The 25,162-nt window shown below is 73.2% G+C and carries 24 protein-coding genes; 12 read left to right on the forward strand and 12 right to left on the reverse strand.

What is annotated here, in order from left to right; translation table 11 throughout:
• Positions 1-13: 13 nt before the first annotated feature.
• The 5 genes from AB0J53_RS21110 (at position 14) to AB0J53_RS21130 (ending at position 6,095) form a co-directional block, all read left to right on the forward strand.
• The gene (locus AB0J53_RS21110; protein WP_364174653.1) at positions 14-2,047 is read left to right on the forward strand and encodes a right-handed parallel beta-helix repeat-containing protein; all 2,034 of its coding nucleotides are present in this window, start codon (positions 14-16) and stop codon (positions 2,045-2,047) included.
• Entirely contained in the window at positions 2,044-2,844 is an 801-nt protein-coding gene (locus AB0J53_RS21115; protein WP_364174656.1) for a hypothetical protein, read from the forward strand. Before AB0J53_RS21110 ends, AB0J53_RS21115 begins: the two co-directional genes overlap by 4 nt.
• A complete protein-coding gene (locus tag AB0J53_RS21120; protein WP_364174659.1) occupies positions 2,841-4,160 on the forward strand; it encodes a hypothetical protein in 1,320 nt (439 codons plus the stop codon). Before AB0J53_RS21115 ends, AB0J53_RS21120 begins: the two co-directional genes overlap by 4 nt.
• Positions 4,161-4,258: 98 nt before the next feature.
• Entirely contained in the window at positions 4,259-5,428 is a 1,170-nt protein-coding gene (locus AB0J53_RS21125; protein ID WP_364174661.1) for an FAD-dependent monooxygenase, read from the forward strand.
• Positions 5,429-5,516: 88 nt separating this feature from the next.
• Positions 5,517-6,095, forward strand: a complete 579-nt coding sequence (locus AB0J53_RS21130; RefSeq protein ID WP_364174664.1) for a dihydrofolate reductase family protein — start codon at positions 5,517-5,519, stop codon at positions 6,093-6,095.
• On the opposite strand, the gene AB0J53_RS21135 is transcribed toward AB0J53_RS21130, so the two are convergent.
• Complete coding sequence (locus AB0J53_RS21135; protein ID WP_364174667.1) at positions 6,092-7,393, reverse strand: family 43 glycosylhydrolase; 1,302 nt, start codon at positions 7,391-7,393, stop codon at positions 6,092-6,094. The two genes, AB0J53_RS21130 and AB0J53_RS21135, sit on opposite strands and share 4 nt — an antisense overlap.
• The gene (locus AB0J53_RS21140; RefSeq protein ID WP_364174670.1) at positions 7,390-8,823 is read right to left on the reverse strand and encodes a hypothetical protein; all 1,434 of its coding nucleotides are present in this window, start codon (positions 8,821-8,823) and stop codon (positions 7,390-7,392) included. Before AB0J53_RS21140 ends, AB0J53_RS21135 begins: the two co-directional genes overlap by 4 nt.
• 204 nt (positions 8,824-9,027) lie before the next feature.
• On the opposite strand from AB0J53_RS21140, the gene AB0J53_RS21145 reads away from it, so the two are divergent.
• The gene (locus AB0J53_RS21145; protein WP_219510585.1) at positions 9,028-9,381 is read left to right on the forward strand and encodes a hypothetical protein; all 354 of its coding nucleotides are present in this window, start codon (positions 9,028-9,030) and stop codon (positions 9,379-9,381) included.
• 60 nt (positions 9,382-9,441) lie between these two features.
• On the opposite strand, the gene AB0J53_RS21150 is transcribed toward AB0J53_RS21145, so the two are convergent.
• A complete protein-coding gene (locus AB0J53_RS21150) occupies positions 9,442-9,600 on the reverse strand; it encodes a hypothetical protein (protein WP_357585762.1) in 159 nt (52 codons plus the stop codon).
• A gap of 12 nt (positions 9,601-9,612) precedes the next feature.
• Positions 9,613-10,185 carry a dihydrofolate reductase family protein gene (locus AB0J53_RS21155; RefSeq protein WP_364174674.1) on the reverse strand — a complete coding sequence of 191 codons (573 nt, stop codon included), beginning with the start codon at positions 10,183-10,185 and terminating at the stop codon, positions 9,613-9,615.
• 72 nt (positions 10,186-10,257) lie between these two features.
• Here AB0J53_RS21155 and AB0J53_RS21160 point away from each other — a divergent pair, with 72 nt between their 5' ends.
• Both AB0J53_RS21160 and AB0J53_RS21165 read left to right on the forward strand, forming a co-directional pair.
• Positions 10,258-10,830 carry a TetR/AcrR family transcriptional regulator gene (locus AB0J53_RS21160; RefSeq protein ID WP_219510591.1) on the forward strand — a complete coding sequence of 191 codons (573 nt, stop codon included), beginning with the start codon at positions 10,258-10,260 and terminating at the stop codon, positions 10,828-10,830.
• A gap of 50 nt (positions 10,831-10,880) precedes the next feature.
• Positions 10,881-11,609, forward strand: coding sequence for a glyoxalase (locus AB0J53_RS21165; protein WP_364174677.1), 729 nt, complete (start codon positions 10,881-10,883; stop codon positions 11,607-11,609).
• A 13-nt stretch (positions 11,610-11,622) separates the two neighbouring features.
• Here the strand turns inward: AB0J53_RS21165 and AB0J53_RS21170 are convergent, their stop codons facing one another.
• The 4 genes from AB0J53_RS21170 to AB0J53_RS21185 are packed head-to-tail and all read right to left on the reverse strand — an operon-like array spanning position 11,623 to position 15,449.
• Positions 11,623-12,672, reverse strand: coding sequence for an iron chelate uptake ABC transporter family permease subunit (locus tag AB0J53_RS21170; protein WP_364174680.1), 1,050 nt, complete (start codon positions 12,670-12,672; stop codon positions 11,623-11,625).
• On the reverse strand, positions 12,669-13,649 hold the full coding sequence (locus AB0J53_RS21175) for an iron chelate uptake ABC transporter family permease subunit (RefSeq protein ID WP_364174683.1): 981 nt from the start codon (positions 13,647-13,649) through the stop codon (positions 12,669-12,671). Before AB0J53_RS21175 ends, AB0J53_RS21170 begins: the two co-directional genes overlap by 4 nt.
• The gene (locus AB0J53_RS21180; RefSeq protein WP_364174686.1) at positions 13,639-14,454 is read right to left on the reverse strand and encodes a siderophore-interacting protein; all 816 of its coding nucleotides are present in this window, start codon (positions 14,452-14,454) and stop codon (positions 13,639-13,641) included. The genes AB0J53_RS21175 and AB0J53_RS21180 overlap by 11 nt, the downstream gene beginning before the upstream one ends.
• Positions 14,451-15,449: an ABC transporter substrate-binding protein gene (locus AB0J53_RS21185; RefSeq protein WP_364174688.1), complete on the reverse strand. Its 999-nt coding sequence runs from the start codon at positions 15,447-15,449 to the stop codon at positions 14,451-14,453. Before AB0J53_RS21185 ends, AB0J53_RS21180 begins: the two co-directional genes overlap by 4 nt.
• A gap of 62 nt (positions 15,450-15,511) precedes the next feature.
• On the opposite strand from AB0J53_RS21185, the gene AB0J53_RS21190 reads away from it, so the two are divergent.
• From AB0J53_RS21190 to AB0J53_RS21200, 3 genes are all read left to right on the forward strand, one after another.
• Positions 15,512-16,345, forward strand: coding sequence for a helix-turn-helix transcriptional regulator (locus AB0J53_RS21190; RefSeq protein WP_364174691.1), 834 nt, complete (start codon positions 15,512-15,514; stop codon positions 16,343-16,345).
• Between the two features lie 53 nt (positions 16,346-16,398).
• Complete coding sequence (locus AB0J53_RS21195; RefSeq protein ID WP_357585776.1) at positions 16,399-17,208, forward strand: glutamate ABC transporter substrate-binding protein; 810 nt, start codon at positions 16,399-16,401, stop codon at positions 17,206-17,208.
• A 67-nt stretch (positions 17,209-17,275) separates the two neighbouring features.
• A complete protein-coding gene (locus AB0J53_RS21200; RefSeq protein WP_219510594.1) occupies positions 17,276-19,006 on the forward strand; it encodes an FAD-dependent oxidoreductase in 1,731 nt (576 codons plus the stop codon).
• Between the two features lie 58 nt (positions 19,007-19,064).
• Here AB0J53_RS21200 and AB0J53_RS21205 read toward each other — a convergent pair whose 3' ends face one another.
• The 4 genes from AB0J53_RS21205 to AB0J53_RS21220 are packed head-to-tail and all read right to left on the reverse strand — an operon-like array spanning position 19,065 to position 24,300.
• On the reverse strand, positions 19,065-19,544 hold the full coding sequence (locus AB0J53_RS21205; RefSeq protein WP_219510595.1) for a (2Fe-2S)-binding protein: 480 nt from the start codon (positions 19,542-19,544) through the stop codon (positions 19,065-19,067).
• A 12-nt stretch (positions 19,545-19,556) separates the two neighbouring features.
• Entirely contained in the window at positions 19,557-21,806 is a 2,250-nt protein-coding gene (locus AB0J53_RS21210; protein WP_364174695.1) for a molybdopterin cofactor-binding domain-containing protein, read from the reverse strand.
• Complete coding sequence (locus AB0J53_RS21215) at positions 21,803-23,017, reverse strand: oxygenase MpaB family protein (RefSeq protein WP_364174698.1); 1,215 nt, start codon at positions 23,015-23,017, stop codon at positions 21,803-21,805. Before AB0J53_RS21215 ends, AB0J53_RS21210 begins: the two co-directional genes overlap by 4 nt.
• A 59-nt stretch (positions 23,018-23,076) precedes the next feature.
• Entirely contained in the window at positions 23,077-24,300 is a 1,224-nt protein-coding gene (locus AB0J53_RS21220) for an oxygenase MpaB family protein (RefSeq protein WP_364174701.1), read from the reverse strand.
• Between the two features lie 169 nt (positions 24,301-24,469).
• Between AB0J53_RS21220 and AB0J53_RS21225 the strand changes: the two genes are divergently transcribed.
• Positions 24,470-25,114, forward strand: coding sequence for a TetR/AcrR family transcriptional regulator (locus AB0J53_RS21225; RefSeq protein WP_219510637.1), 645 nt, complete (start codon positions 24,470-24,472; stop codon positions 25,112-25,114).
• Positions 25,115-25,162: the final 48 nt, after the last annotated feature.

Raw genomic sequence — 25,162 nt, forward strand, 5'->3', positions numbered from 1 at the left:
CTACTTTTGCCGTATGTCGATGCTGCGGAAGCTGGCGGTGGCCGCCCTCCTCGCCCTGTTATGCCTGGCCCAGGCGGCCCCGGCGCTCGCCCATGAGGAGCGCCCGGTCACGTTCCCCGACGGCTCGGGCACCGTGCCGGTCTACCGGACCACCGGCCCCGAACTGCTCGTCTGCAAGAGCGACCGGGCCGACTTCGAGCGGCGCGTCGCCTCCTTCCCCGCCGCGCTCAAGGAGCAGAACCTCACCCTGTTCGAACGCTGCCAGAAGGACGGCTTCCGCCACCTCCAGGAGGCCGTCGACCAGGTCAAGGGCCCCGGCTACACCATCAAGATCCTCCCCGGCCTCTACCAGGAGGAGCCCAGCCTGCCCGAGCCCACCGGCGCCTGCGCGAACCTCCAGGCCCGCTGGTCCTCCTTCGGCTACCAGATCCTCTCCTTCGAGCAGCAGAAGCAGTGCCCGCACAACCAGAACCTGGTCGCCATCCTCGGCATCCAGGACCTCCAGATCGAGGGCACCGGCGCGTCCCCGCTCGACGTGGTCGTGGACGCCCAGTACAGGAAGCTGAACGCGATCCGCGCCGACATGACCGACGGCGTCTACTTCCGCAACTTCACCGCCCAGCGGACCACGTTCAACTCGCTCTACATCCTGGCCACCGACGGCTTCGTCATCGACCGCATGCTCACCCGGTGGAACGACGAGTACGGCTTCCTGACCTTCGCCTCCGACCACGGCCTCTACACCGACTGCGAGTCCTACGGCAACGGCGACAGCGGCATCTACCCCGGCAGCGCCTCCGACATCAACGCCGGCCGGGGCCACGACGTGCCCCGCTACGCGATCGAGATCCGCCGCTGCAAGAGCCACCACAACATGGTCGGCTACTCCGGCACCGCCGGGAACTCCGTCTGGGCGCACGACAACGACTTCTACGACAACATGGCCGGCGCCTCGATGGACAGCCTGTTCCCCGACCACCCCGGGCTCCCGCAGAACCACGCGCTGTTCGAGAACAACAGGATCTACGACAACAACGAGAACTACTACCGGCACGTCCGCGACGGCACCTGCGCCAAGCCCGCCGGGCAGCGCGGCTACGAGAGCGGTGTGGTCTGCCCGCAGATCGGCGTCGCGCCCGGCACCGGCATCCTGACGGCGGGCGGCAACCACAACATCTACCGCGGCAACTGGGTCTACGGGCACGACAGGACCGCGTTCATGCTGCTGTGGGCTCCGGCGTTCCTGCGCGGTGAGGAGGCGCTGGGCAAGCAGGCCGACACCTCGCACGACAACTTCTACGGCGGCAACCGGCTCGGCGTCGCCCCCGACGGCTCGGTCCGGCCCAACGCCACCGACGTTTTCTGGGACGGCCAGGGCAGCCGCAACTGCTGGGACACCCGGGCCGCGACCAGCCCGTACGTGGTGCCGGGCTGCGGCGGCAAGGCCGGCGAGCTCGCCGGGCCCGGCTCGCACCGGGTGGTCGGCGAGCCCGCCAAGCTCGCCCACTCGCTGGTGTGCGCCGAGTACAGCGTGACCGAGCGGCGGCTGCCCGCCGGGTGCGACTGGTTCGGCGCGTCCGGCCTGGCCAGGGTCGAGGTGCAGGTGACGCTCGGCACGTCCGTGCTGCTCGGGCTGCTGGTGGCGCTGCTGTGGTGGCGGCGGCTGCGCGGCGCCGGCAGGCTGGGGACGGTGTCGGCGGCGCTCGCGCTGGCCGGGCTGGCGCTCGACGTCCCCGGCGCCGCCTACGACCACACCCTGCTGCCCGCCGCGGCCCTGCTGCTCACGGGCGCGGGGCTGACCGGCATGGGGCTCGCCCTGCGGCGCCCGTACCGCTTCTTCGGCGGCGCCACCGTCGTGTTCGGCGTGCTGACGCTGCTCGACGCGGTGGACAAGTCGCTGATGCTGATCCCGTGGCTGCCGCTCAGCCCGGCCTGGCTGCGGGTGCTGTTCGCGATCGTGTGGGTGCTGTGGGCGGTGGTGCGCCTCGCGCCGCGCCCGCCGGGCAGCAGGACCCCCGAGCCCGTCGCCGCCGAGGCGGCCGCATGACGCGCCTCCCCCTCGGAGTCCTGGCCGTGGCGGCGGCGCTGCTGCTCGGCGGGTGCGGCGAGCCGGTGACCACCCACCACCGGCCAGGCACCGACCACGCGCCCGCCACCGGCTCGGCCGGCACCCCCGGGCCGCCGCACGCCCACGGCGACCACCGCACCCGCGACGTCCCCGCCGCCGAGGCCCCCTCGGTGCGGCTGGAGGTGCGGCCCGACAGCGACTCGGGCTGGAACCTGCGCCTGGTCACCGAGCGGTTCACGTTCACCCCCGACAGCGTCGGCGGGGCCGCGCTGCCCGGCACCGGGCACGCCCACCTCTACCTCGACGGCAAGAAGATCGCCCGGCTGTACGGCCCCTGGCACCACCTGCCGCGCGAGGCCGTGCCGCCGGGCAGCCACACGCTCGCCGCCCGCTTGAGCGCCGACGACCACACGCTCTGGTCGGTGGCGGGCAAGCCGGTGGAGGGCACCGCCACCGTCGAGGGACCCGCCCCGGAGGCGAACACGACCGGCCCCGCGACAGCCACCGGACCCGCGCCGGTCACCGTCGCCGTCCGCGTCAGCGGCGGCAAGGTGACGCCGCCACCCGGCCGCGTCGAGGTCGCGAAGGGCGGCCGGGTGCGGCTGGAGGTCACCGGCGACCGGGCCGACACCGTCCACGTGCACGGCTTCGACCTCGAACGCCCCCTCACCCCGGGCACCCCGCTCGTCCTCGAGTTCACCGCCGACCGCAGCGGCCTGTTCGAGGTGGAGACCCACGACTCCCACCTCGTCCTGACCCAGCTCGTCGTCCGATGAGCGGCATCCTCGCGCACGGCATCGGGTCACGCCACGACCTGCCGATCCCCGCGTTCTACGCGTTCGCGGGGGCGCTGGCCGCGCTCGTCGTGTCGTTCCTCGGGCTGGCCGTGCTCTGGGCCGAGTCGAAGTTCCGCGGCCGGGAGGCCGGCCTGGCGCTGCCGCACGCGCTGCAACGGCTCGCCGACGCCCCCGCCACGCGGACGGCGCTGCGCGCGCTCGGCCTGGCCGGAGCCGCGTTCACGGTGTTCCTGGCCGCGTTCGGGCCCGACGACCCGGAGCGCAACGCGGCGGCCACGCTCGTCTACGTCGTCTTCTGGGTCGGCCTGGTGCCCGCGTCGCTGCTGTTCGGGCCGGTGTGGCGGCTGGTCAACCCGCTGCGGGCCGTCCACGCCGCACTCGCCCGGCTGCCGGGGCGGCGCCGCGACCGGGAGCCGCCCGCGTGGCTCGGCCACTGGCCGGCGGCGGCCGGGCTGCTCGCCTTCACCTGGCTGGAGCTCGTCGCCCCCGAGCCCGCCGCCAACGCCTCCATGCTGGCGTTCTTCGGCTGCTACGCCGCCGTGCACCTGACCGGGTCACTCGTGTACGGGCCGCGCTGGTTCGACCGGGCCGACGCGTTCGAGGCGTACTCGGCGCTGATCGGACGGCTGGCCCCGCTCGGCCGCCGCGCCGACGGCAGGATCGTGCTGCGCAACCCGTTCCACGGCCTGGACGCGGTGACGCCCGTCCCCGGGCTGGTGGCGCTGGTGTGCGTCATGCTCGCCTCCACCGCCTACGACGGCTTCTCCGACGCCCCCGTGTGGGTGGACACCCTGCAGAGCGCCGCCGCCGGCCCGACCGCCACCGGCACGCTCGGCCTGCTCGCCGCCGTCGCCGGAGTCGCCCTGCTGTACGGCGCGTGCATCGGCGTCGCCGGCCTGATCGGCGGCTCCCGGCGGCCCGGCGGCGGCAACCTGCGGGCCTTCGCCCACTCGCTGGTGCCCATCGCCGTCGGCTACCTCGTCGCCCACTACTTCTCGCTGCTGGTCATCGAGGGGCAGCGGGCGTTCATCCTCGCGTCGGATCCGCTGGACACCGGCCTCGACCTGCTCGGCACCGCCTCGCGCACCGTGGACGAGGCGGTGGTCGCGCCAGGCACGATCGCCACCGTGCAGGTCGTGTCCATCGTCGCCGGGCACGTGCTCGGCGTGATCGCCGCCCACGACCGCTCGGTACGGCTGTTCGCCCCCGCCAAGGCCGTCGCCGGGCAGATCCCGCTGTTCATCCTCATGGTCTGCTACACGCTCGGCGGGCTCACCCTCCTCCTGGCCGCATAGTGACCTTTCCGCCGGTGACCGGATGGAGATGGTCATGAGCCGGTGAAGCTCCGTACTGGCGTGCGCGGTCCGGGGGCGGCCGAGGGAAGGCCACGCTTATGGCAGATGTGCAAATCGCGTGCGTCGGCGGGGGACCGGCCGGCCTGTACTTCTCGATCCTGATGAAGCAGGTCGCCCCGGCGTACGACATCACCGTCTATGAACGGAATCCCGCCGGATCCACGTACGGCTGGGGAGTGACCTTCTGGGGCGAGCTCCTCGACGACCTGCTGAGCGCCGACCCCGAGTCGGCGGAGGCGATCAGGAAGAGCTCGTACCGCTGGGACAGCTGGATCATGAACGTCCACGACCGCGCCAGCGTGGGCGGCGAGAACTGGGACGAGGGCTTCGGCATCGGCCGCCGCGAACTGCTCGGCATCCTCGCCGACCGGGCCCGCTCGCTCGGCGTCCGCGTCGAGTACGAGCGCGAGATCACCGGGGAGGACGACGTGGCCGGGGCGGACCTGATCGTCGCGGGCGACGGCGCGGGCAGCGCGCTGCGCGAACGCCACGCCGAACACTTCGGGACCAAGGTGACGACCGGCCGCAACCCGTACGTGTGGCTGGGCACGACGAAGCTGTTCGACGGCTTCACCATCGCCTTCACCGAGACCGAGCACGGCTGGATCTGGTGCTACGGCTACGGCTACGGCGAGAACCGCAGCACCTGCGTCATCGAGTGCTACCCGCAGACCTGGCAGGCGCTCGGCCTGGACCGGGCGAACGAGGCCGAGATGCTGGTGCTGCTGGAGAAGCTGTTCGCCGACATCCTCGACGGGAACCCGCTGATCGGCGGCGCGGGCGCGCGCTGGCAGCGCTTCCGCACCGTGACCAACCGGACCTGGCACCGCGGCAACCTCGTCCTGCTCGGCGACGCCGCCCACACCACGCACTACTCCGTCGGCGCCGGCACCGCGCTCGCCCTGGAGGACGCCACCTACCTGGTCGAGGCGCTGGTCGAGGAGAAGAGCCTGGAGCCCGCCCTGGCCCGCTACGGGCGCGACCGCCGGGGCGCGCTCCGGCTCACCCAGCGCGACGCCCGCTACAGCGCCCAGTGGTACGAGAACCTGACCCGCTACATCGGCCTGCCGCCGGAGCAACTGCACGCGCTGCGCAGCCGGCGGCACTCGCGGCTGCTCCCGCACGTGCCGCCCCGGCTCTACTACCAGGGCGTCAGCCTCGGCTCCAAGGCCGCCCGGCTGCTGCCCGGCCGCCGGTCCGCCACGTAGGAGAAATTTCCGGAAGCCGTGTCGATTCCGGCGCCGCCCGGTCGACGCACAGGCGAGAGGACAGAACGCGACGCACGAAGGAGACCTGATGAGCACCGTGGTGATGCACAACGTGGTGTCGGTCGACGGCTTCATCGCCGACCTGGACGACCAGGTCGGCCCGCTGTTCGAGTGGTACGGCAACGGCGACGCCGAGCTCGCCGAAGGCAGCCCGATCAGGGTGTCCCAGGCGTCGGCCGACTACGTCCGGCCGATTTGGGCGGGCATGGGGGCGATGGTGATCGGGCGGCACCTGTTCGACATGACCAACGGCTGGGACGGCTCGCCGCCCGCGGCCGAGCACGTCGTCGTGGTGTCGCACCGGCCCAAGCCCGAAGGCTGGCACCCCGAGGCGTCCTACCACTTCGTCGGCGACGTGGCCGAAGCGGTCGCCAAGGCCAAGGAGCTCGCCGGGGAGCGCACCGTCGCCGTCGCGGCGGGCGACGTCGGCGGGCAGGTGTTCGCGCTCGGCCTGGTGGACGAGGTGGCGATGGACGTCGTGCCCGTCGTCTTCGGCTCCGGCAAGCGCTACTTCGGCTCCGTCGACGCCCAGCACCTGCTGGAGGACCCGCACGTGGTCGTCCGGGGGAACCGGGTGCTGCACCTGCTCTACAAGGTCCGCCGCTAGGCCAGCTCGACGTGGTCGAGCTCGGCCCACCGGCTGTGGTGCCGGAAGCGCAGCGTGTTCCAGCCCTGGACCAGCGTGACCGTGGCCGGGACCTCCTTCCACCGGTCCCAGCCGTGGTCGGGATAGTCCAGGACGAACGCGGACGAACCATTCACGGTCACGGTGTGCTGCGCATGGCCGTACCCCGCCGCGTACGTGACGTACGCGGTGTAGGCCCCGGCCGACGGCGCGAACACGCGCAGGTCCACCCAGCTGTCGTCATGGTCCAGCCCGGCCACGACGGCGCCCTGCGAAGCCCCGGCCGCGCCCGAGCGGACCCTCGCGTGGTGGATCGTGCCCCGCTCGGCCTCGTACCGGACCCTGCTGCCCCGCACCACCGGGTATCCGTCGGCCCAGCCCAGGCTCGCCGCGTACATCCAGCGGGCCGTGCCCGCCCAGCCGTGGAAGAAGAGGCGGTCGCCGAGCACGTCCGCGCCGCCCGGCCCGCGCACCGCCCCGCCGAGCGTGCGGGTCGTCATCAACGGCCGGTACGCCTTCGTGAACGGCCCCGCCAGCGTCGGCGCCACGGCGTAACCCGTGAAGTAGCGGTCGTCGCCGTACGGGCCGCCCGAGTAGAACAGCACGTACTGGCCGGGACGCCTGACCAGGACCGGCGCCTCGATCACGCCGTGCTCCTCCGGCGCGTCGTTGCGGATGAGCTCACGGCGCGGACCGGTGAACGTGACGCCGTCGTCGAGCACCCGCTGGAGCCAGACGATCGCCGGCTTGCGCACCGCGTTGCCGTCGTTCTTGTAGAGCAGGTAGCGCCCGCCGTCGGCGTCGGTGAAGCTCGCCGGGTCGATCGCGCCGCCCTCGCGCGGGTCGCACACCAGCGGGCCGTCACCCAGCGGCCGGAACGGGCCGAGCGGGCCGTCCGCGAGCGCCGCGCCGATGCAGCGACGGCCCGCGGCGGCGCTGGGCGCGGTGAAGTACATGAGATAGCGGCCGTCCGGGCGGCGCGACACGTCGGGCGCCCACAGGCCGCAGTCGGCGCCGCCCCCGCAGGCCACCGCCCAGGACGGGCGGACGGGCAGCGCGTCGCCGCGCACCGCCCACGGGCCGTCCGCCGCCGGAGCCGTGGCGAAGGGGATGTTCCCCGCGCCGCTGCTCGTGGAGTAGGCGTGGAACGTCCCGGCCGCCTCGATCACGTCCGGGTCCGGGAAGTCCGTGGAGATCACGGCCGCCGGAGGCACGGTGGCCGCCGGGGCGGCGGCCGTCAGGGGCAGGGCAGCGGCCAGCAGGGCACGCAGGAGGCTCATTCGACAGTCCAGTCCTCGGGTCGGGGCGGGTAGGCGAACGTCTGCGTGTCGGCCCAGTCCTCGCCGACCGTGCCGTAGTCGTGCGCGGCCTCGCTGGAGGCGTGCGACTCGCCGACGTCCACCGTGTCGGCCGTCTCCCACGCGCCGTCCAGCCGCTGCTCCACGACGTACAGGAACTCGTTGAAGCCGGAGGAGGAGAGCGACGTGTTGACCACCGTCAGCTTGCGCCGCCCGGCCGTCAGCTCCGGCGGCAGCTCGACGACCTGGTTGCGCCACTTGTAGACGTCGTCGCCCATGAGCGGGCGCCACTCGCCTGCGGGCAGGCCGTTCACCGTGATGGAGGCGTGCTGCAGGGCCACGCCCACGTCCAGGCGGCGGATCAGGCGGACGCCGGTGTTGCGCGGCTCCACCGTCACCGTGAACCGGCTCCGGCCGCCCCGGGGGAACGCGCGGCCGTCGTCGCTCACGATGTGGCCGGGCACCAGGGTGCGCCGGGACAGCGCGTCCGGCGTGCCACCCCACGGCCCCGCCGTCAACGCGACGCTCACCCCCACGCCCGCCACCACCGTCAACCCGGCGGCCACCAACACCACCTTCCGCCGCCGCCCTACTTCCAGAGAGGCCGGTCGGGAGGTCGCGGCCCCGGCGGGTGCGGTGTTGGAGGGTGCGGCTCCGGTGAGTGCCGCCCCGGAGGGCGTGGTGCCGGAGGGCCAGGCTCCGGACGGGCCCGCGCCCGACGCACCGGCCCCAGGGAGCTCGCCCCCGAACGGCGCGGCGCCGGACGGCCCGGTGGTGGGCCCGGACCAGGCTGCGGCCTCGGACGGGCCTGCGCCCGAGGCCCCGGTGCCGGGGGGCGTGGTGCCGGTGGGCCAGGCAGTGGATGGGCCCGCGCCCGATGCGGCGGTCCCAGGGGGCTCGGGTCCGGAATTCCCGGCCTCAGGCGTCCACGCCCCTGAGGGCCAGGTCCCGGACGGGCCTGCGCCCGAGGGGCTGGGGTCGGAGGGGCTGGGGTCGGAGGGACCGGCCCCGAACGGCCCGGTCCCAGAGGGGGCAGTTCCGGGCGGGGCTGGGGGGTGGGTGGGATCGGGGCCGGGTGGGAGCTGGCCGGTAGGGGGGTGGGTGAGGGGGAGGCGGTTGAGGCGGACGCGTTCCCAGGCGCGTTCCCAGGCGGGGATGTGCGGTTCGGGCACCCGGCAGGCTCGCAGGAACGCCACCATCACCGCCTTCTTGGGGAAGCGCCGGCCCGCGAGCATGTCGGCGCAGGTGGCGCGCGGCAGCCGCGCCCCGCCCGCCCGGTCGGCCCGCGCCTGCAGCTCCCGCAGCGACACGTCGGCCCGGGCGAACTGCTCGGCCAGCGCCTTCACCAGGCTCTCGTGGCAGTTCACCCGCTCCAGCGCGGGCCCGGGAGCCTGCGTGAGGTCTTCGCTCATCGCATCCCCTCCTCCTCTTGACGGTCCGTGTGACGTCCAGTGTATGAACCGTGACCGAGAGTGTCCGACGAATGGTCGCCGGCCGTCCGGGTCCGGACGGCTTCGTCCGACGCCCTGTTGGACACCCCGGCGGCCCGGCTTGTCTGGGTGGCGGGGCGCGAACCGGCAGGCGGTGCGCGCATCGGCACGAGGGAGGGACGTCGCATGACGCTCATGAGCGACGAGGACAGGAAGACGGCGCTGCGGGAGCACCCGGCGGTGGCCGAGGTGCTGGCGCAGTTCGGGGACGGCGCGGACGCCGTGCTGGACGAGCTGGCGGCGGGGCTGAACGCCGAGCAGATCCAGGCGATCCCGCAGTCGCCGGCGATGCCGCCGGACGCCTCGGCGGTGGACGGCTTCAGGTGCTGGCGGGCCGGCGCCGTCTATGCCGTCTATCAGCTGTTCGGCATGGCGGTGTGCACGATCGTCGGAGGTTACACGGGCGGGCTGGCCGCCATCGCGTGCCGGATGATCAAAGCCGCGGCGGGCAAGGCGATCGACTGGAACAGCCTCTGCTAGATCCTCGTCGGGCCGGCCTCCGGGAGTCTCCGGAGGCCGGCCCGACGGGCGTGGGCGCGGTCAGTAGCCGGTGCGGCGTGGGGCGGCGGACTGGCGGCGGGGGAGCGGGGGGCGAGGGGCGGGCTTGAGGTCGCGCGCCGGGTGCCCGTGCCGGTGGGGCGTGCGGGCCCGGTCGCCGGTCCGGTCACCGGTGATGGAGTCGGGGAGGCGGATGTGCATGCGTGCTCCTGTCTAGGCTCGGGTGAGCCAGGTGACCTGGGTGCCGTTGTCGAAGGACTTGCGCTGCGCGGGCGTGAACAGGGTGGGCCGGAACGCGCCGGAGAACATCGGCACGCCCGCGCCCGCCACCACGGGATAGCTCTTGAGGATGATCTCGTCGATCTCCGGGAGCAGGGCGGCGGCGAGCTTGCCGCCTCCGCACAGGTAGACGTCCATGCCGGTGTCCTCGGCCTTGAGCCGCTTGACGAGCTCGACGGGGTCGCCGGTCTCCACCGTCACCGTCGGGTCGTCGATCTTCAGCGTGCTGGAGACCACGTACTGGCGCAGGTGGGAGTAGGGGCTGGTGGTGGGGACCTCCAGCGCGGGCTCGTACGTGCCGCGGCCCATCACGAGCGTGTCGAACACCTGGTTGGGCGCGTTCTCCAGGCCGACGAGCTTGCGGATGTGGGTGGGCAGCGTCTCCGGGTAGCGCTCGTTGATCCAGGCGATCATCTGGTCGGAGACGGGATAGAAGTCGAACTCGGCGCCGGGGCCGGCGATGTAGCCGTCAAGGGAGACGCCGATGTAGTAGACAAGCTTTCGCATACCGCTCAACTCCGGATGTAGTACTATGCTTGAAGTGGTTTCAGCGTAGTACTACAAGTGGAGTGGTGTCAAGTGCGTACGAATCCCGAACGCCGGCTGGCGCTGATCGACGCGGCCATCGAGGTGCTGGCAAGGGAGGGCGCGCGAGGGCTGACGTTCCGGGCCGTCGACGCCGAGGCCGGGGTGCCCGTCGGCACCGCCTCCAACTACTTCCCCACCCGCGACGACCTGTTCACCCAGGTCGGCGGCCGGATCTACGAGCGCCTGCTGCCCGACGCGGCGACCGTCGCCCGCGCCCAGGAGGGCGTCCAGGACCAGGCCCGCTACGCCGCGCTCATGCACGAGCTGGTGGACCGGATCTCCGCCTTCAACACCGGCTACCTGGCCCTGCTGGAGCTGCGGCTGGAGTCGACCCGGCGTCCCGAGCTGCGCGCCGTGCTGACCGAGCGCATCCGCCAGGACATCGACGCCAACGTCGCCTACCACGCCGCCTCCGGACTGCCCGGCGACCCGACCTCGGTGCTACTGCTCTACCTGGCGCTCAACTGGCTCATCGTGGAGAAGCTGACGCTGCCGGACATCTTCACCGACGAGCAGGTCCACGACCTGATCGACGCCGCCGTGCGGAGATCGCTGCACCCCTGAGCCGGAACGGTCCATGTGCGAGCCGCGCCGAACGGTGTGAGCATCGGAGGATGAGCGAGCCCGAGGTCAGGCCGAACGAGACGACCGTGCCGCTGATGCCGTGCGCGTCGATGGAGGACACCCTGGCGTTCTACGAGACGCTGGGGTTCAGGGCGGTCTACAGGCAGAGCAAGCCGTACGTGTACCTGGCGCTGGAGTGGAGCGGGTTCCAGCTGCGCTTCGGACCGGCGCCCCGGGGGCTGGACCCGGCCCGGGAGGAGTCCGCCCACTGCCTGGTCCTGGTCGACGAGGTGGCGCCCTACCACGCGGCGTTCGCGGCGGCGATGCGCCGGGCGTACGGGAAGGTGCTGGACAGCGGACTGCCCAGGATCACCCGCTACCGGCCGGGCGCGTCCCGGTTCACGCTGGTCGACCCGTCCGGCAACGTGATCACCTTCGTCCGGCGTGACGAGCCGGACGAGCTGGAGTACGGCGGCTCGAAGAAGCTGACCGGCCTGGCCAAGGTGATCGACAATGCCCGGATCCTGCGCGAGTTCAAGAACGACGACCTTCAGGCGTACCGGGCGCTCAAGTCCGGGATGCGCAGGCACGGCGCGGCCGCCGCCACGGCCGAGCGGGCCGTCGCTCTCGGGAACCTCGCCGACCTGGCCACGGCGCTCGGGGAGCCCGCCGAGCCGTGGATCGCCGAGCTGCGCGGCCTGACGCTCACCGAGGACGACCGGCGGCGCGTCGAGGCGGAACTCGGGCATCTGGCCGCGCTCCCCGCCTGGCTGCCGTGAGCCGCGCGGCTCGTCAGCGGGCCCGCCGGACGAGCAGGCCGATCAGGTAGCAGCCGCCGATCACCGTCGTCACCACGCCCACGGGCAGCGCGACCGGCGCCAGCAGGAGTTGCGCGGCCAGGTCGGCGGCCAGCAGGAGCACCGCCCCGGCCAGCGCCGCCGGGGCGAGCGCCACCCCGGCGGCGCCCGTCAGCAGCCGCCCGATCTGCGGCGCGGCCAGCGCGATGAACACGATCGGCCCCGCCACCGCCGTCACCGTGGCCGTGCAGCCGACGCCCGCCAGGACGAGCAGCAGCCGCAGCCGGTTCAGCCGCACGCCGGAGGCGACCGCGAGGTCGTCGCCGAGCGCCGCCTGCCGCAGGCCGGGGGAGAGCACGGCCAGCAGCCCGGCCAGCGCGGCGACGACGGCGAACGGCAGGGCCAGCTCGTTCCAGTCGATGCCGTTGAGCGATCCGGCGCTCCAGCCGGTCGCGGCCATGGCGATCTCCAGCTCGGCGCGCAGCACGATCCACGCGTTGAGCGCGGTCAGCATCGCGTTCACGGCGATGCCGACGACGACCAGGCGCATGCCGCTCAGGCCGGACCTGAGCGACAGCGCGTACACGGCAGCGGCGGCGGCCAGGCCACCGGCGATGGAACCGGCCGCGAGCTGCGCGGACGTGCCGCCCAGCACGGTGATGGCGAACAGCGCCCCGGTGTAGGAGCCCGCGTCGAGGCCGACGACGTCGGGGCTGCCGAGCGCGTTGCGGGTGAGGTTCTGGAAGACCGCCCCCGCCAGGCCGAGCGCCGCGCCGAACACCAGCGCGGCGGCCACCCGGGGCAGCCGCCACTCGCGCACCACCACGACCTCGTCGCCGTGCCCGGCCAGCGCCGCCAGCACCTCCGCCGGCGGCGTCCACGACCCGCCCGCGCACAGCCCCAGCAGCCCGAGCCCGAGCGCCGCGAGCACCAGCGCCAGCGACACCGCGAGCGTCCTGCGCCCGGCCCTGACCGAGTACGGGCCCGCGCGCAGCACCAGGTGGACGCCCGCACGCCGCACCGGGGCCGCCGGGGAGCCGGTCATGCCGGCACCGCCCCGCGCCGCCGTACCGCCCAGATGAGCACCGGCGCGCCCGCGAACGCCGTCACCACGGCCACGGGCACCTCGCCGGTCGGCAGCAGCACGCGCGCCCCGATGTCCGAGGCGAGCAGCAGCACCGGCCCGAGCACCATCGTGTACGCCATCAGCCACGGGATCGACGCGCCCGCCGGCCGCCTGGCCAGGTGGGGCACCATCAGCCCGAGGAACGCGATCGGCCCGGCGGCGGCGGTGGCGGCCCCGGCCAGCAGGGTCACGAGCACCAGCACCGACACGCGGGTGCGCAGCACGTGCCCGCCGAGCGCCCGGGCGACCTCCTCGCCCATCATGAGCGCGTTCAGCGGCCTGGTGACCAGGACGGCGCACACCAGCGCGACGGCGATGGCCCCGGCGGGCAGGGCGAGCGGGAGCTGCTCCTGCCCGGCCAGCGACCCCACGGACCAGAACCTGAACCGGTCGAACACGTCGGGGAACATGAGCCGCAGCCCGAGCGAGACGCCGGAGAGCACGGCGCTGAGCGCCACCCCGGTGAGCACCAGGCGCAGCGGCGCGGCCGAGCCGAGCGCGTACACGAGCAGGGCGGCGAGCACGGCGCCGAGCGAGGCGAGCGCGAGCTGCGCCGCCTGCCCGGACGCCAGGCCCAGCACGCCGCCGACGTTGATCGCGAACCCGGCTCCCGCCGTCACGCCCAGGATGCCCGGCTCGGCGAGCGGGTTGCGCGTCAGCGTCTGGACCAGCGTGCCGGCGGTGCCGAGGGCCGCGCCGACGCAGACGCCCAGGACGGTGCGCGGCACCCGCACCTCGTTCACGATCAGGTACGCGTCGCCGCCGGAGCCGGTGAGCGCCCGCCACACGTCGGCCGGGGTGAGCGCCTGCGCGCCGACGCAGAGGCTGGCGACCGCCACGGCGAGCAGCAGCACCACCGACGCGGCGAGGACGGCCGGGCGGTACTCAGTCTTCAAGCCCGGCGACTCCGCGCTTCCAGTAGCCGGTGAACAGCGCGTCCAGCCGGCCCTCGCTCCACGGGCGCAGCGGCTTGAGGTCGCCCGTCTCCCCGGCGGCGAACAGGAACGCGGGGACGTCCGGCAGCTTCAGCCCCTGGACGGTCTCGGCCAGCGCCGAGCGGCCGTGCTCGCGGACGAGCCGGACGACCTCCACGCCGGCCCGCTCGGCGAGCGGGTAGCCGTGCTCGACGGCGTCGTCGGTCTCGATCACCAGGTGGGCGGAGACGTCCGGCGGCGACTCCTCCAGCCAGCGGGCCGCCGCCGGCAGCGCGGTCGCGTCGACGGCGAACACGTAGTGGCCGTAGGTGTGCGGGAACGTCTTGGCCCCCGGCGGCCCGGCGACCGTCACCGGGTCGCCGACCGCGACGGAGGCCGCCCATCCGCTCGCCAGGCCGCCGTCGTGCAGCACGATGTCCAGGTCCAGCTCGCGGGCCGCCGCGTCGTAGCGCCGCACGGTGTACTTGCGCGTCGGCGGCATCGGCCGGGGCCAGTCGAGCATCAGCCTGTCGTTGGGCACCGGGACGCGGTGGGCGCCGTCGGGGTCAGGGAAGACGATCCTGACGTGGTCGTCGGCCTGGTAGGTGTGGAAGCCGTCCAGCTCCGGCCCCTTGAGGGTGAGCCGCAGCATGCGCGGCGTCACCAGCTCGCGGGCGGCCACCCGGACGGTGCGCACGCCGATCGGGTACGGGACGCGGATCAGGCCGGTCCCGGCGGCGTGGTGGGCGGCGACCTTGGGCCCGGGGTCGCGGCGGTCGGCGCTCATGACGCCGCCAGCGGCGCGAGCGCCTGGTCGACGGCGTCCAGCGTCATCAGCGCCGAGTCGTACGTGGCCGCCTCGGTGTAGCGGATCGGGAACGCCTTCCCGGCCTTGACCGCCGGGAGGTTCTTCCACAGCGGGGAGTCGAGCACGTACTTCACCGACTCGTTCGGCGTGCCGTCGGGCCGCACCGAGTACGTGATCGCGTCGGCCTCGCCGAGACTGGCCGGCAGCTCCTCGATCGACGGGTACTCCGACACGTCGCTGCTCCCTCCGCCCTTCTTCTTGACCTGTCCGTAGTAGGTGACGCCGACGTCCTGGGCGATGTTGGTGCCCCAGGAGCCGGCGAACTCGCGCTGGAACGTCCCCTTCGCGGCCTCCCCGTACGAGCCGACGTGGCCGAACTTCACGCCCGCCAGCGCCTCCCGGTACTTGGCGGCCAGTTCGGCGGCCTTCTTCTCGTAGGCGGCCTTGGCCTGGCCGAAGTTCGCGGCGCGGCCGGCGGCGTCGGACTGCCGCTGCGACAGCTCGCGCCACGCGGACGGGACGGTCGGGCCGATGGCGACGACGGGGGCGATGGACTCGAGCCGGTCCATGTCCACGTCGGCCAGCACCGGGGCGGGGACGCCGATGACGATGAGGTCCGGCTTGACCTTGGCGATGGCCTCGTAGTTGGTCTCGGCCGCGGTCTCGCCGGCGATCTTCTCCAGCCGGTCGTAGGTGGCCCGGTCCTCCTGCGACATCAGCGGCAGGCCGCGCTTCCACAGGGAGATGCCGACGAGCGCGGCGTCGGCCTCGATGAGCGCGGGCACGGCGTACCCGGTGGCGACGACCCGCTGAGGGTCGGCGGGGATGGTGACCTGGCCGTTGTCGGCGGCGAACACGCGGGTCGCGGCGGCGGCGGCCGGCTGCTCGCCGGACGGGGCCGAGCCGCACCCGGCGACCAGGGCGAGCGCGAGAAGCGGGACTCCGGCGGCACGCCGGAGCTGGGCAGAGTGCATCAGAAGGGGTCCTTCACCAGGGATGAGACGTAGTTAGGTTACCCTTACCAAAGTTGCTTCTGATGTCGCTGGGAGGCCATCCGATGTCGCTGGGACGCCACTCCGTGACGGTCACCGACCCCGTCGGGACCGACCCGCTGCGCTGCGACGAGTTCGGCTACGGGCTCGGCCGCCTCGACGGCGTCCTCGTGCTCAAGTACCGCTCGGCGGCCGTGCTGGAGTTCGCCGAGAGCCGCCAGGACTTCCTGCACCAGCTCTACTGGTCGCCCGACGGCATGCTGGCCACCAGGCACGGCGCGCGTACCCAGTTCGTCGGCCACCGGGAGGCGTTCTGGGCGCACCGGGCCGTCACTCACGAGGTGCGCGCGGCCGACCGGCAGACCGTCTACCGGATCTGCCTGCGCGAGGTGCCCCCGGCGCTCGCCGGGCTGCGCGCGGGGGCCGTCTCCGTCGGGCGGGAGGCCGCCCGGCTCATCGAGGCCATCGCCAGGCCCGGCCTCGACGAGGCCGAGGGGCTGGCCGCCCGCGACGTCATCATGGCCGGGCTGGGCACGAGCACCGCCGAGTTCGTCGGCCACCACGCCACCGGCACCGGCTTCGCGATGACGGTGGCGCGGGCGCTCTCGCACGACCCGGGCGACGCCGCCCGCCTGGAGGAGTGGGCCGAACGGCTGCACGTCAGCGTCAAGACGCTGCAGCGCGACTTCGAGCGCGAGTTCGGCATGCCGTACTCACGGGTGCGCACCAAGCTGCGGCTCAGCACGTCGCGGGTGCTGCTGGAGACGCAGCCGGTGGCCGAGGTGGCGCGGCGGGTCGGCTACTCCAGCCCGTCGGCGTTCATCAGCGCCTTCACCAAGGAGTACGGCTGCACCCCGGGCCGCTACGCCGCGACGTGACGGCCATCCGGCGTTCACCGGCACGTCACGGGCGCTGCCTACGCTGAGCCCTCATGCGGAAGATGGCCCCGGCCCTGGCCGCGGCAGCGCTGCTGTGCGGCTGCGCCACCGGCCTCGACGGCGCCCCGTCGATCCTGGACAAGGACGAGCTGGTCGTCGCCGTGAAGTCGGACCAGCCCGGCCTGGCCGTGCGCACCCCGGGCGGCGCGTTCGAGGGCTTCGACGTCGACGTGGCCGCCTACGTGGCCGCCCGCCTGGGCAAGAAGGTCTCCTTCGTCGAGACCACCTCGGAGGGCCGCGAGGCCAAGCTGCGCGACGGCGTGGCCGACATGGTGGTGGCCACCTACTCCATCAGCCCCGAACGCAAGGCCCAGGTGACGTTCGCCGGGCCGTACTACGTCTCCCACCAGGACATCCTGGTCCGGGCCGGATACCGGCGGATCCGCGGCGTGCGCGACCTCGAAGGGCGCAGGCTGTGCGAGGCGCAGGGCTCGATCTCCACCTCGCGCATCGTGGACGGCCGCCGGATCGCCGCCGAGCTGGTCCCGGCCAGGACCTACGGCGAGTGCGTCGACCTGCTCAGGGCGGGGGCCGTGGAGGCGGTCTCCACCGGCGACCTGATCCTCGCCGGGTTCGCCGCCCGCGAGCGCGGCGCGTTCGCCATCGTGAACGCGCCCTTCACCGACGAGAGGTACGGCATCGCGCTGCCGCTCGGGGACGTGGCGGCGTGCGAGCAGGTCAACCGCGCGATCACGGACATGTACCAGGACGGCACGGCGGCCCGGCTGCTGGAGAAGTGGTTCGGCGGCAGCGGGCTGCGGCTGACGCCGTACGTGCCGGAGTTCGAGGGCTGCGTGGACTGACGCTGTCACAAAACGCCCCGCTATTCAGTCGTATGTCTGGAACGGTGTCGGGCGGAAGGGAACAGCCATGTACGCGCCAGAGAAGCGGATCGCCACCTCGGTCCTGGTCATCGGCACGGGCGGGGCCGGCCTGCGGGCCGCCATCGAGCTCGCCGAACGCGGGGTCGGCGTCCTGGCCGTCGGCAAGCGGCCCAAGGCGGACGCGCACACCTCGCTCGCGGCCGGCGGCATCAACGCGGCACTCGCCACGATGGACCCCGACGACACCTGGGAGCAGCACGCCGCCGACACCCTCAAGGAGAGCTACCTGCTCGCCAACCCCGAGACCGTGCGCATCGTCACGGAAGGCGCCGCCCGGGGCATCGAGGACCTGCAGCGTTACGGCATGCCGTTCGCCCGCGAGGCCGACGGCCGCATCTCCCAGCGCTTCTTCGGCGCCCACACCTACCGCCGCACCGCCTACGCCGGCGACTACACCGGCCTGGAGATCCAGCGCACGCTGATCGACCGCGCGGCCCGCCTCGACGTGCCCGTCCTCGACACCGTGTACGTGACCCGCATCCTGGTCCGCGACAACGCGGTCTTCGGCGCGTACGGGTTCGACCTGACCGACGGCAGCCGCTACGTCATCCACGCCGACGCGGTGATCCTGGCGGCCGGCGGCCACACCCGGATCTGGCGGCGCACCTCCTCCAGGCGCGACGAGAACACCGGCGACTCCTTCCGCCTCGCCGTGCTCGCCGGGGGCCGCATCCGCGATCCCGAGCTGGTGCAGTTCCACCCGTCCGGGCTCCTCCACCCGGAGAACGCGGCCGGCACGCTGGTGTCGGAGGCGGCGCGCGGCGAGGGCGGGATGCTGCGCAACGGGCTCGGCGAGCGGTTCATGGCCCGTTACGACGCCGAGCGGATGGAGCTGTCGACCCGCGACCGCGTCGCCCTCGCCGCCTACACCGAGATCAAGCAGGGGCGCGGCACGCCGGACGGCGGCGTCTGGCTCGACGTGTCGCACCTGCCCCGGCAGACGATCATGACGAAGCTGCCACGCGTCTACCAGACGCTGATGGAGCTGCAGATGCTCGACATCACCAAGCAGCCGATCGAGGTCGCGCCGACCGCGCACTACTCCATGGGCGGCGTCTGGGTGCGGCCCGAGGACCACGGCACCGGCGTGGACGGCCTGTACGCGATCGGCGAGGCGGCCAGCGGCCTGCACGGGGCCAACCGCCTCGGCGGCAACTCCCTCATCGAGCTGCTCGTCTTCGGCCGCATCGTCGGGCAGGCGGCGGCCGAGTATTCCGCCGGCCTCGACGCCCAGCGCCGCTCGGCCGACGCGGTCGGCGAGGCGCGGGCCGAGGCCGACGGGCTGCTCTCCGCCGACGGCCCGGAGAACGTCCGCGCGCTGCAACGCGAGCTGCGCGACATCATGACCGAGCACGCCGGCGTCGTACGTGACGAGGCCGGGCTGCTCAAGGGGCTCGACGCGCTCGCCGCCGTCGAGGCGCGCATCGAGGACGTCGGCGTGCACCCGGACATCGCCGGGTTCCAGGACCTGGCGCACGCCTTCGACCTGAAGTCCGCGGCGCTCGCCGCTCGCGCCACGATGGAGGCCGCGCTGGAGCGGCGCGAGACCCGGGGCTGCCACAACCGCTCCGACCACCCCGGGCTGGACCCCGCCCTCCAGGTCAACCTCGTGTGGTCCGGGCCCGGCTCGATCGAGCGGGAGCCGATCCCGCCCATCCCCGCCGGGATCGCGGCGCTCATGCGCGAGGTCTCCACCGACGGCAAGCTCGTCGAGTAGCCGCCCGGGTTCCGGATGGACGCGTTCTTCCGCGACGCGCCGGCCTCCTGGGACGGCCTCAGCGCATCGCCTCGGCGCCCGCCCTGATGGCGTCGCGGATGCGCGGGTAGGTGCCGCACCGGCAGATGTTGCGCAACCCGTCCAGGTCGGCGTCGGTGACGGCACGCCCCTCCTCGGCGACGCGCCGGACCAGCGCGACGGCGGCCATGATCTGGCCCGGCTGGCAGTAGCCGCACTGGGACACGTCGTGGTCGAGCCAGGCGCGCTGCATGGGATGCAGCTCCTGGCCGGACGTGGCCGCCAGCCCCTCGATGGTGGTGACCTCGTCGTCGGGCCGCAGCTCCCCCACGGGGATCGCGCACGGGCTGACGGCCTTGCCGTTGAGGTGGCTGGTGCACGCCTTGCACACGTCGATGCCGCAGCCGTACTTGGGTCCGGTGATGCCGAGCAGGTCGCGCAGCACCCACAGCAGGCGCACGTCCGGCGCCACCTCCACGGTGACCTGCTCGCCGTTGACGCGGAAAGTGTGCTCGGGCACTCGGGTCCTCCTTCAGCGGGCGTGGTCCAGGCCGTCGGCCGGGGACGGGGGGATCGGGGGCACGGTCGGCTTGGGGGTGAAGGACAGCGTCCCGTGGTTGATCGGGAACGTGGTCGGCATGACGCCGGTCGCGCGCGCGTACGCGCAGGCGACGGCGGCCATCGAGGCGGCGACGCCCAGCTCGCCCGCGCCGCCGGGCCGGTCGGAGGTGCTGGGCATGACGATGATCCGCAGGTCGGGCGGGGTGTTCCACTGCCGGGTGTAGAAGTAGTCGTCCCAGCTCGCCTCCAGGAAGTGGCCGTCGCGCAGGTGCAGGCTGGAGGTGAGGGCCAGCGCGATGCCGTCCATGACGCCGCCCATCATCTGCGCCTCCAGGCCGCGCGGGTTGACGGCGAGCCCGGCGTCCACGGCGAAGACCGCCTTGGTGACGCGGGGCCCGGTCACGCCGTCGCGGATCGGCCGCTCGACGGTCTCCGGGCGGCAGTCGATCTCGACGAGGGCGGCGCTGACGGACTTGTACTCGCTGTGGAAGGCGATGCCCTGCGCGGTGCCGGCGGGCATCGGCCTGCCCCATTCGCCCGCTTCGGCGACCGCGGCCAGCACCGCGCGGGAGCGCTCGTCGCGCAGGAAGTCGTGCCGGAACCGGCGCGGGTCCCGGCCCATGCGGGCGGCGAGCCGGTCGACGACGAGCTCGCGGGCGCAGGTGACGTCGGGCGAGTAGACGTTGCGCATGCTGCCGGTGTTGAAGCCCCGGTCCGTCTCGTTGAGCAGCCGGCCGCTGACGCCGAACTGGTAGGGCATCGTCTGGCTGAGCTGGAAGAACGTCTGGGCGAAGCTGAGGTCGCCCCCGGGGAGCCGGGCGGCCAGGGCGGTGATGATCTCGCCGAGGCCGTGCCCGAGGTCGGTGGAGACGCTGGTGTGCCGCTGCTGGTAGCCGAGCACCGTGCCACCGAGGTAGGAGACGCGTACCCGTGAGATGGCCATCGGGTGGGTGCGGCCCTGGCGGGAGTCGTCGGCGCGGTGCCACAGGAGCTTGACCGGCTTGCCGACGCGCTGTGACAGCTCGGCGGCCTCCAGGGCGGCGTCGAAGAACAGCTTGCGACCGAAAGAGCCGCCGCCTTCGGTGACGTGCACCGTGACCCGGCTCTGCGGCAGCCCGAGCCTGGCGGCGATGGCCTGCTGGGCGACGACGGGCGACTTCAGCGACGACCAGATCTCGGCGCGGTCGGCGCGTACGTCGGCGATCGCGCAGTTGGGTTCGAGCGCGCTGTTGCTGCGGAAGTGGAAGGTGAACGAGCCCTCGACGACGGGGGTGGGCGGCCGGAGGCCGAGCGGCGGTTCGGCGGCGCGCAGTTCGCGGAGCACGGACTCGTCGGACTTGCCTTCGGCGGTGCCGGGCCTCCAGGTGACGCGCAGGGCGCGTACGGCGTCGACGCACTGGCCGAACGTGGCGGCGCGGACCGCCACCCCGGTGGAGATCACGACCGCGTCGGTGACGCCCGGCATGGCGCGGACCTCGGCGAGGTTGGCGACCGAGCCGACCTTGCCGTTGATGGTGGGCGGGCGGCACACCATCGCCGGTTTCGCGTCCGGGACGTCCAGGTCCAGGGTGAACTTCTTGCGCCCGGTCACCGCGTCCAGCGCGTCGATCCGGTTGTGCGGGCGGCCGATGACGGTGAAGCTCTCGCGCGCGGCGAGCTCGACCGGCACCCGCAGCGTCCGCGTGGCGGCGGCCCTGCCGGAGAGCTCCCCGATGCCGACGCTCCGGCCCGCGCGGCCGCTGATCACGCCGTCCTTCAGCGTCAGGTCGGCGGGGGCGACGCCGAGCTCGGCGGCGGCGGCCCGCATCAGCCGGCTCCGGGCGACGGCGGCCGCCACCCGGATCGGGACGTACGTCGCGAACGTCGTGTTCGATCCGCCGGTGAGCTGGTTGAACACCAGCTCCGGGCGGGCGTCGGCGAGCGTGACCCGTACCCGCCCGACCGGTACGGCCAGCTCCTCGGCGATCAGCATGGCGGTGGAGGTGGTGATGCCCTGGCCCACCTCGGCCCTGGGCAGCGCGAACGACACCGTGCCGTCCGCGCCGACCTCGACCGTGATCAGGTTCGCGGTCGGCAGCGCCGCCGCGGTCATCAGGTCGTTGAGGTCGAGCAGGTCGGTGATCTCCGGCGACGGGAGCCCGGGGTCCGGCCCGGCGGCGGTGATCAGCGTCGGGGCCGCCAGCACGTACCCGAGGAAGCGCCGCCGCCCGATGGCCGTCATGTGCCGGGACGGTTCGTCGTCGGGATCTCGATCCTGGTCTCCCGGCCCTTGGTGAGGAAGAACATGATGTACCGCCGGGCCGCCTCGTCGATCACCCAGGCGATCTCGGGCACCAGCGGCAGCGGCACGAGGCCCTCGCGGAACCGCACCAGCTTCGGCCAGGCGGACCTGACCAGCGGGTCCCACACCGGCTCGCGTTCGATGCCGTCCCAGTCGGCCACCTGGTCGCCGACCAGGTAACGGGCCAGCGCGTTGCACAGGGGCCGGCTGACGCTGCCGGGGCTGGTCTGCTCGGCGAGCTGGTCCAGCAGGATGCCGGTCAGCGCCACGCCCTCCGGCGTCGGCCCCATGTTGCGCGGCAGCACCTGGTCCGACTGGGCCTCGGCGTCGGCCCAGGTGGCGGGGATGTACTCGTCCCTGATGCCGAGCAGGTGCGCGGTCACCTGCCACACGTGCAGGTACGCCTCCGACTCGGCGGCGCTGATCGGCACCTTCCACTCGCGCATCCTGCGCATCGCGAACGTCGGCAGCGTGTGCCAGGTGACCAGCATGTCCTCCTGGCTGATCGGGATGCCGTAGGGCCAGTGCGGCACCTGCTTGAGCAGATGCCGGACCGCCGCGTGCACCAGCCGGGTCTTGACCGACTCGACCACGCAGGAGCCGTCGGGCCGGTAGGCGTTCAGCGAGCCGACGGCGAACCCGAGGATGCTGGTCTTGGCGACGCGGTCCTCCATGTCGGCGCCGCCCTTGGAGTAGTAGACGGCCCGCGCCTCCTTGGGGATGGCGGTGCTCAGCATGCCGCCGCCGACGCCGTTGAGCAGGTTCAGGTACAGGCCCCTGGCCTTGTTGAACTCGGCGGCGGTGCCGAGCTTGCCGTGGTCGGCCCACGGCGGGAGGCGGCGGGCGCGCTCCATGAAGTCGCGCAGGTCGGCCGGCAGCCCGGCGGGCAGCGGCTGGTCGTTGCGGGTCCAGTCCCACAGCAGGCGGTTGACCTCGGGGACGGCGCCGCGGTCGAGGAGCGAGGCGACCAGCGGGTCGGCCTCCTCGTCCCACACCCAGCGCGGGTCGGCGCCCGCTCCGGAGCCGGCGACCGATCCGGCCGCCGCCCACGTCCACGGGCGGGCCTCGGCGGGGGTGGCCATCCCGAGCGCGCCGAGCGCGCCCAGGGCCCCGCCCGAGATCAACATCCTGCGCCTGCTCAGCTCCGCCATGCCGGGAACTCCTCTCCGAGCCGTGCCCCGGCCGCTCGGGCCGGGGCGGAGTCTTCTGATCAGGACGGGCGGTTGGTGTCGGGGATCTCGATGCTGATCGGCCGCGCCTCCGACAGGAAGAGCAGGGCGGCCTTGCGGAGGAACTCGTCGAACAGCCAGTACGCCTCGGGCGCCGCCGGGAAGGGCAGCAGGCCCTCGCGTACGGCGATGAACGGCTTCCAGCTCACCCGCAGCAGCGGGTCCCAGACCAGCTCGCGGCGGATCCTGAGCCAGGAGGCGATCTCGTCGCCGAGCATGAAGCGGGTGAACGCGCCGAGGATCGGCTTGCCGAGGATGCCGCCGTCGACGCCGGAGCCGAGGTTGAGCAGGATGTCGGCCAGCTTGACGCCCTCGGGCGTCGGCGCGAGCACCGGGTCGAGGACCTGCGCGGCCTGGGAGTTCGCCTCGGCCCACGAGGCGGGGATGTACTCGTCCCTGATGCCGAGCAGGTGCGCGCACAGCTGCCACGAGTGCAGGAACGCGTCGGACTCGGCGGCGGGGATCGGCACCTCCCACGCGGTGAGCTTCTGCATGACGGTCGTGGGCAGGCTGTGCCAGGTGACCATCATGTCCCGCTGGCTGATCGGGATCTCCTCGTCGGCGACCTGCGCCCAGTAGGGCGACTGCGGCAGCAGGTGGCGTACCGCGGCGTGCACCAGCCGGGTCTTGACGCAGGTGACGATCATCTCGCCGCGGGGGTCGTAGGCGTCGGCGGACATGATGTCGTAGCCGAGCTTGGCGGTCTTGGAGATGCGGTCCTTCATGTCCGCGCCGCCCTGGGAGTAGTAGACGGCGCGGGCCTCCTTGGGGATGACCGTGCTCATCATGCCGCTGGCCAGCCCGTACAGCAGGCCGAGGTAGAGCCCGCGCTTCTTGTTGAACTCGACGACGGGGGCGAGCCTGCCCCGGTCGGCCCAGGCGGGGAGGCGCCGGGCCCGTTCCATGAAGTCGCGCAGGTCGGCCGGGAGCCCGGCGGGCAGCGGCTGGTCGTTCTTGGTCCAGGTCCGTAACAGCTCGTTGACGCGGGGCACGTCGCCCCGGTCGAGGAGGGAGGCGACCAGCGGGTCGGCCTCCTCGTCCCACACCCAGCGGGGGTCGGCGCCCGCGCCGGCGCCTCCGACGGAGCCCGTGGGCGACCACGTCCACGGCGCCTGCGCCCGCGCGGGGGTGGCGATGCCGAGCGCGCCGAGCGCGCCCAGCGCCCCGCCGGCCTTGAGCACGTAGCGTCTGCTGACCTTGTCCACGCTTGCGTTCTCCTCCCTCGATCGAGGCCGAGAGCACCTCCTGATACGATGAAACAAAATCTGGTTCTGCGTATCATCACAGCACAGTGTCCTGGCCCTCACAAGACCCAGGTGATGGAGGCAGAATCACTCAAGGGAGGTGATCGTGGAATCCGCGCTGTCCGTGCTCATGACGCCGACGGACTCCGAGTCGCTGCTGGACCGCGCCTACAGCGACGCCGTCGAACGGGTCGACGCCGTCGACGAGACCCGCGCGCGCATCCTCGACGCGGCCTACGAGCAGTTCTGCCGCATGGGGATCCGCCGCTCGACCATGGAGGACGTGGCCCGCCGCGCCGGGGTCTCGCGCATCACCGTCTACCGCCGCTTCGCCACCAAGGACGCCCTCGTCGAGCACGTCGTACGGCGCGAGTTCCGCCGCTACTTCGACCAGTTCCTCGTCGACATCGAGCACGCCCGCACCGCCGCCGACCGGGTCGTCCTCGGCTTCGTGAGCTCGCTGCGCGCCATCCGCCGCAACCCGCTCATCGGCGGCCTCATCGCCGCCGAGCCCGACCTGGTCGTCCCCTCCATGATCAGCGACGGCGGGCAGACCCTCGCCACCGTCCGGCAGTTCGTCGCGGGCCAGCTCCGCCGCGAGCAGCGCGCCGGCCACGTCTCCGCCGACCTCGACGCCGAGCTCGTGGCCGAGCTGATGGTACGGGTCTCCGCCTCCTTCCTGGCGACGCCGAGCCGGATCGTCGACCTCGACGACGACGACCAGCTCGCGGCCGTGGCCAGGCGTTTCCTCGTGCCCATGCTCACCCCGCGCTGACGTCCGCCCGGCGGCCGACCACTTTCCGGCTCCGGCGGTGTCCATCCC

Source organism: Nonomuraea sp. NPDC049725, from assembly GCF_040674795.1.
GTDB classification, from domain to species: Bacteria; Actinomycetota; Actinomycetes; order Streptosporangiales; family Streptosporangiaceae; genus Nonomuraea; species Nonomuraea ceibae.

Excerpts from the sequence above, each read along its gene's own strand:
- AB0J53_RS21110 (WP_364174653.1), top strand. The coding sequence starts at position 14 with ATGTCGATGCTGCGGAAGCTGGCGGTGGCCGCCCTCCTCGCCCTGTTA.
- AB0J53_RS21115 (WP_364174656.1), top strand. The coding sequence starts at position 2,044 with ATGACGCGCCTCCCCCTCGGAGTCCTGGCCGTGGCGGCGGCGCTGCTG.
- AB0J53_RS21120 (WP_364174659.1), top strand. The coding sequence starts at position 2,841 with ATGAGCGGCATCCTCGCGCACGGCATCGGGTCACGCCACGACCTGCCG.
- AB0J53_RS21125 (WP_364174661.1), top strand. The coding sequence starts at position 4,259 with ATGGCAGATGTGCAAATCGCGTGCGTCGGCGGGGGACCGGCCGGCCTG.
- AB0J53_RS21130 (WP_364174664.1), top strand. The coding sequence starts at position 5,517 with ATGAGCACCGTGGTGATGCACAACGTGGTGTCGGTCGACGGCTTCATC.
- AB0J53_RS21135 (WP_364174667.1), bottom strand. The coding sequence starts at position 7,393 with ATGAGCCTCCTGCGTGCCCTGCTGGCCGCTGCCCTGCCCCTGACGGCC.
- AB0J53_RS21140 (WP_364174670.1), bottom strand. The coding sequence starts at position 8,823 with ATGAGCGAAGACCTCACGCAGGCTCCCGGGCCCGCGCTGGAGCGGGTG.
- AB0J53_RS21145 (WP_219510585.1), top strand. The coding sequence starts at position 9,028 with ATGACGCTCATGAGCGACGAGGACAGGAAGACGGCGCTGCGGGAGCAC.
- AB0J53_RS21150 (WP_357585762.1), bottom strand. The coding sequence starts at position 9,600 with ATGCACATCCGCCTCCCCGACTCCATCACCGGTGACCGGACCGGCGAC.
- AB0J53_RS21155 (WP_364174674.1), bottom strand. The coding sequence starts at position 10,185 with ATGCGAAAGCTTGTCTACTACATCGGCGTCTCCCTTGACGGCTACATC.
- AB0J53_RS21165 (WP_364174677.1), top strand. The coding sequence starts at position 10,881 with ATGAGCGAGCCCGAGGTCAGGCCGAACGAGACGACCGTGCCGCTGATG.
- AB0J53_RS21170 (WP_364174680.1), bottom strand. The coding sequence starts at position 12,672 with ATGACCGGCTCCCCGGCGGCCCCGGTGCGGCGTGCGGGCGTCCACCTG.
- AB0J53_RS21180 (WP_364174686.1), bottom strand. The coding sequence starts at position 14,454 with ATGAGCGCCGACCGCCGCGACCCCGGGCCCAAGGTCGCCGCCCACCAC.
- AB0J53_RS21185 (WP_364174688.1), bottom strand. The coding sequence starts at position 15,449 with ATGCACTCTGCCCAGCTCCGGCGTGCCGCCGGAGTCCCGCTTCTCGCG.
- AB0J53_RS21190 (WP_364174691.1), top strand. The coding sequence starts at position 15,512 with ATGTCGCTGGGAGGCCATCCGATGTCGCTGGGACGCCACTCCGTGACG.
- AB0J53_RS21195 (WP_357585776.1), top strand. The coding sequence starts at position 16,399 with ATGCGGAAGATGGCCCCGGCCCTGGCCGCGGCAGCGCTGCTGTGCGGC.
- AB0J53_RS21200 (WP_219510594.1), top strand. The coding sequence starts at position 17,276 with ATGTACGCGCCAGAGAAGCGGATCGCCACCTCGGTCCTGGTCATCGGC.
- AB0J53_RS21210 (WP_364174695.1), bottom strand. The coding sequence starts at position 21,806 with ATGACGGCCATCGGGCGGCGGCGCTTCCTCGGGTACGTGCTGGCGGCC.
- AB0J53_RS21215 (WP_364174698.1), bottom strand. The coding sequence starts at position 23,017 with ATGGCGGAGCTGAGCAGGCGCAGGATGTTGATCTCGGGCGGGGCCCTG.
- AB0J53_RS21225 (WP_219510637.1), top strand. The coding sequence starts at position 24,470 with ATGACGCCGACGGACTCCGAGTCGCTGCTGGACCGCGCCTACAGCGAC.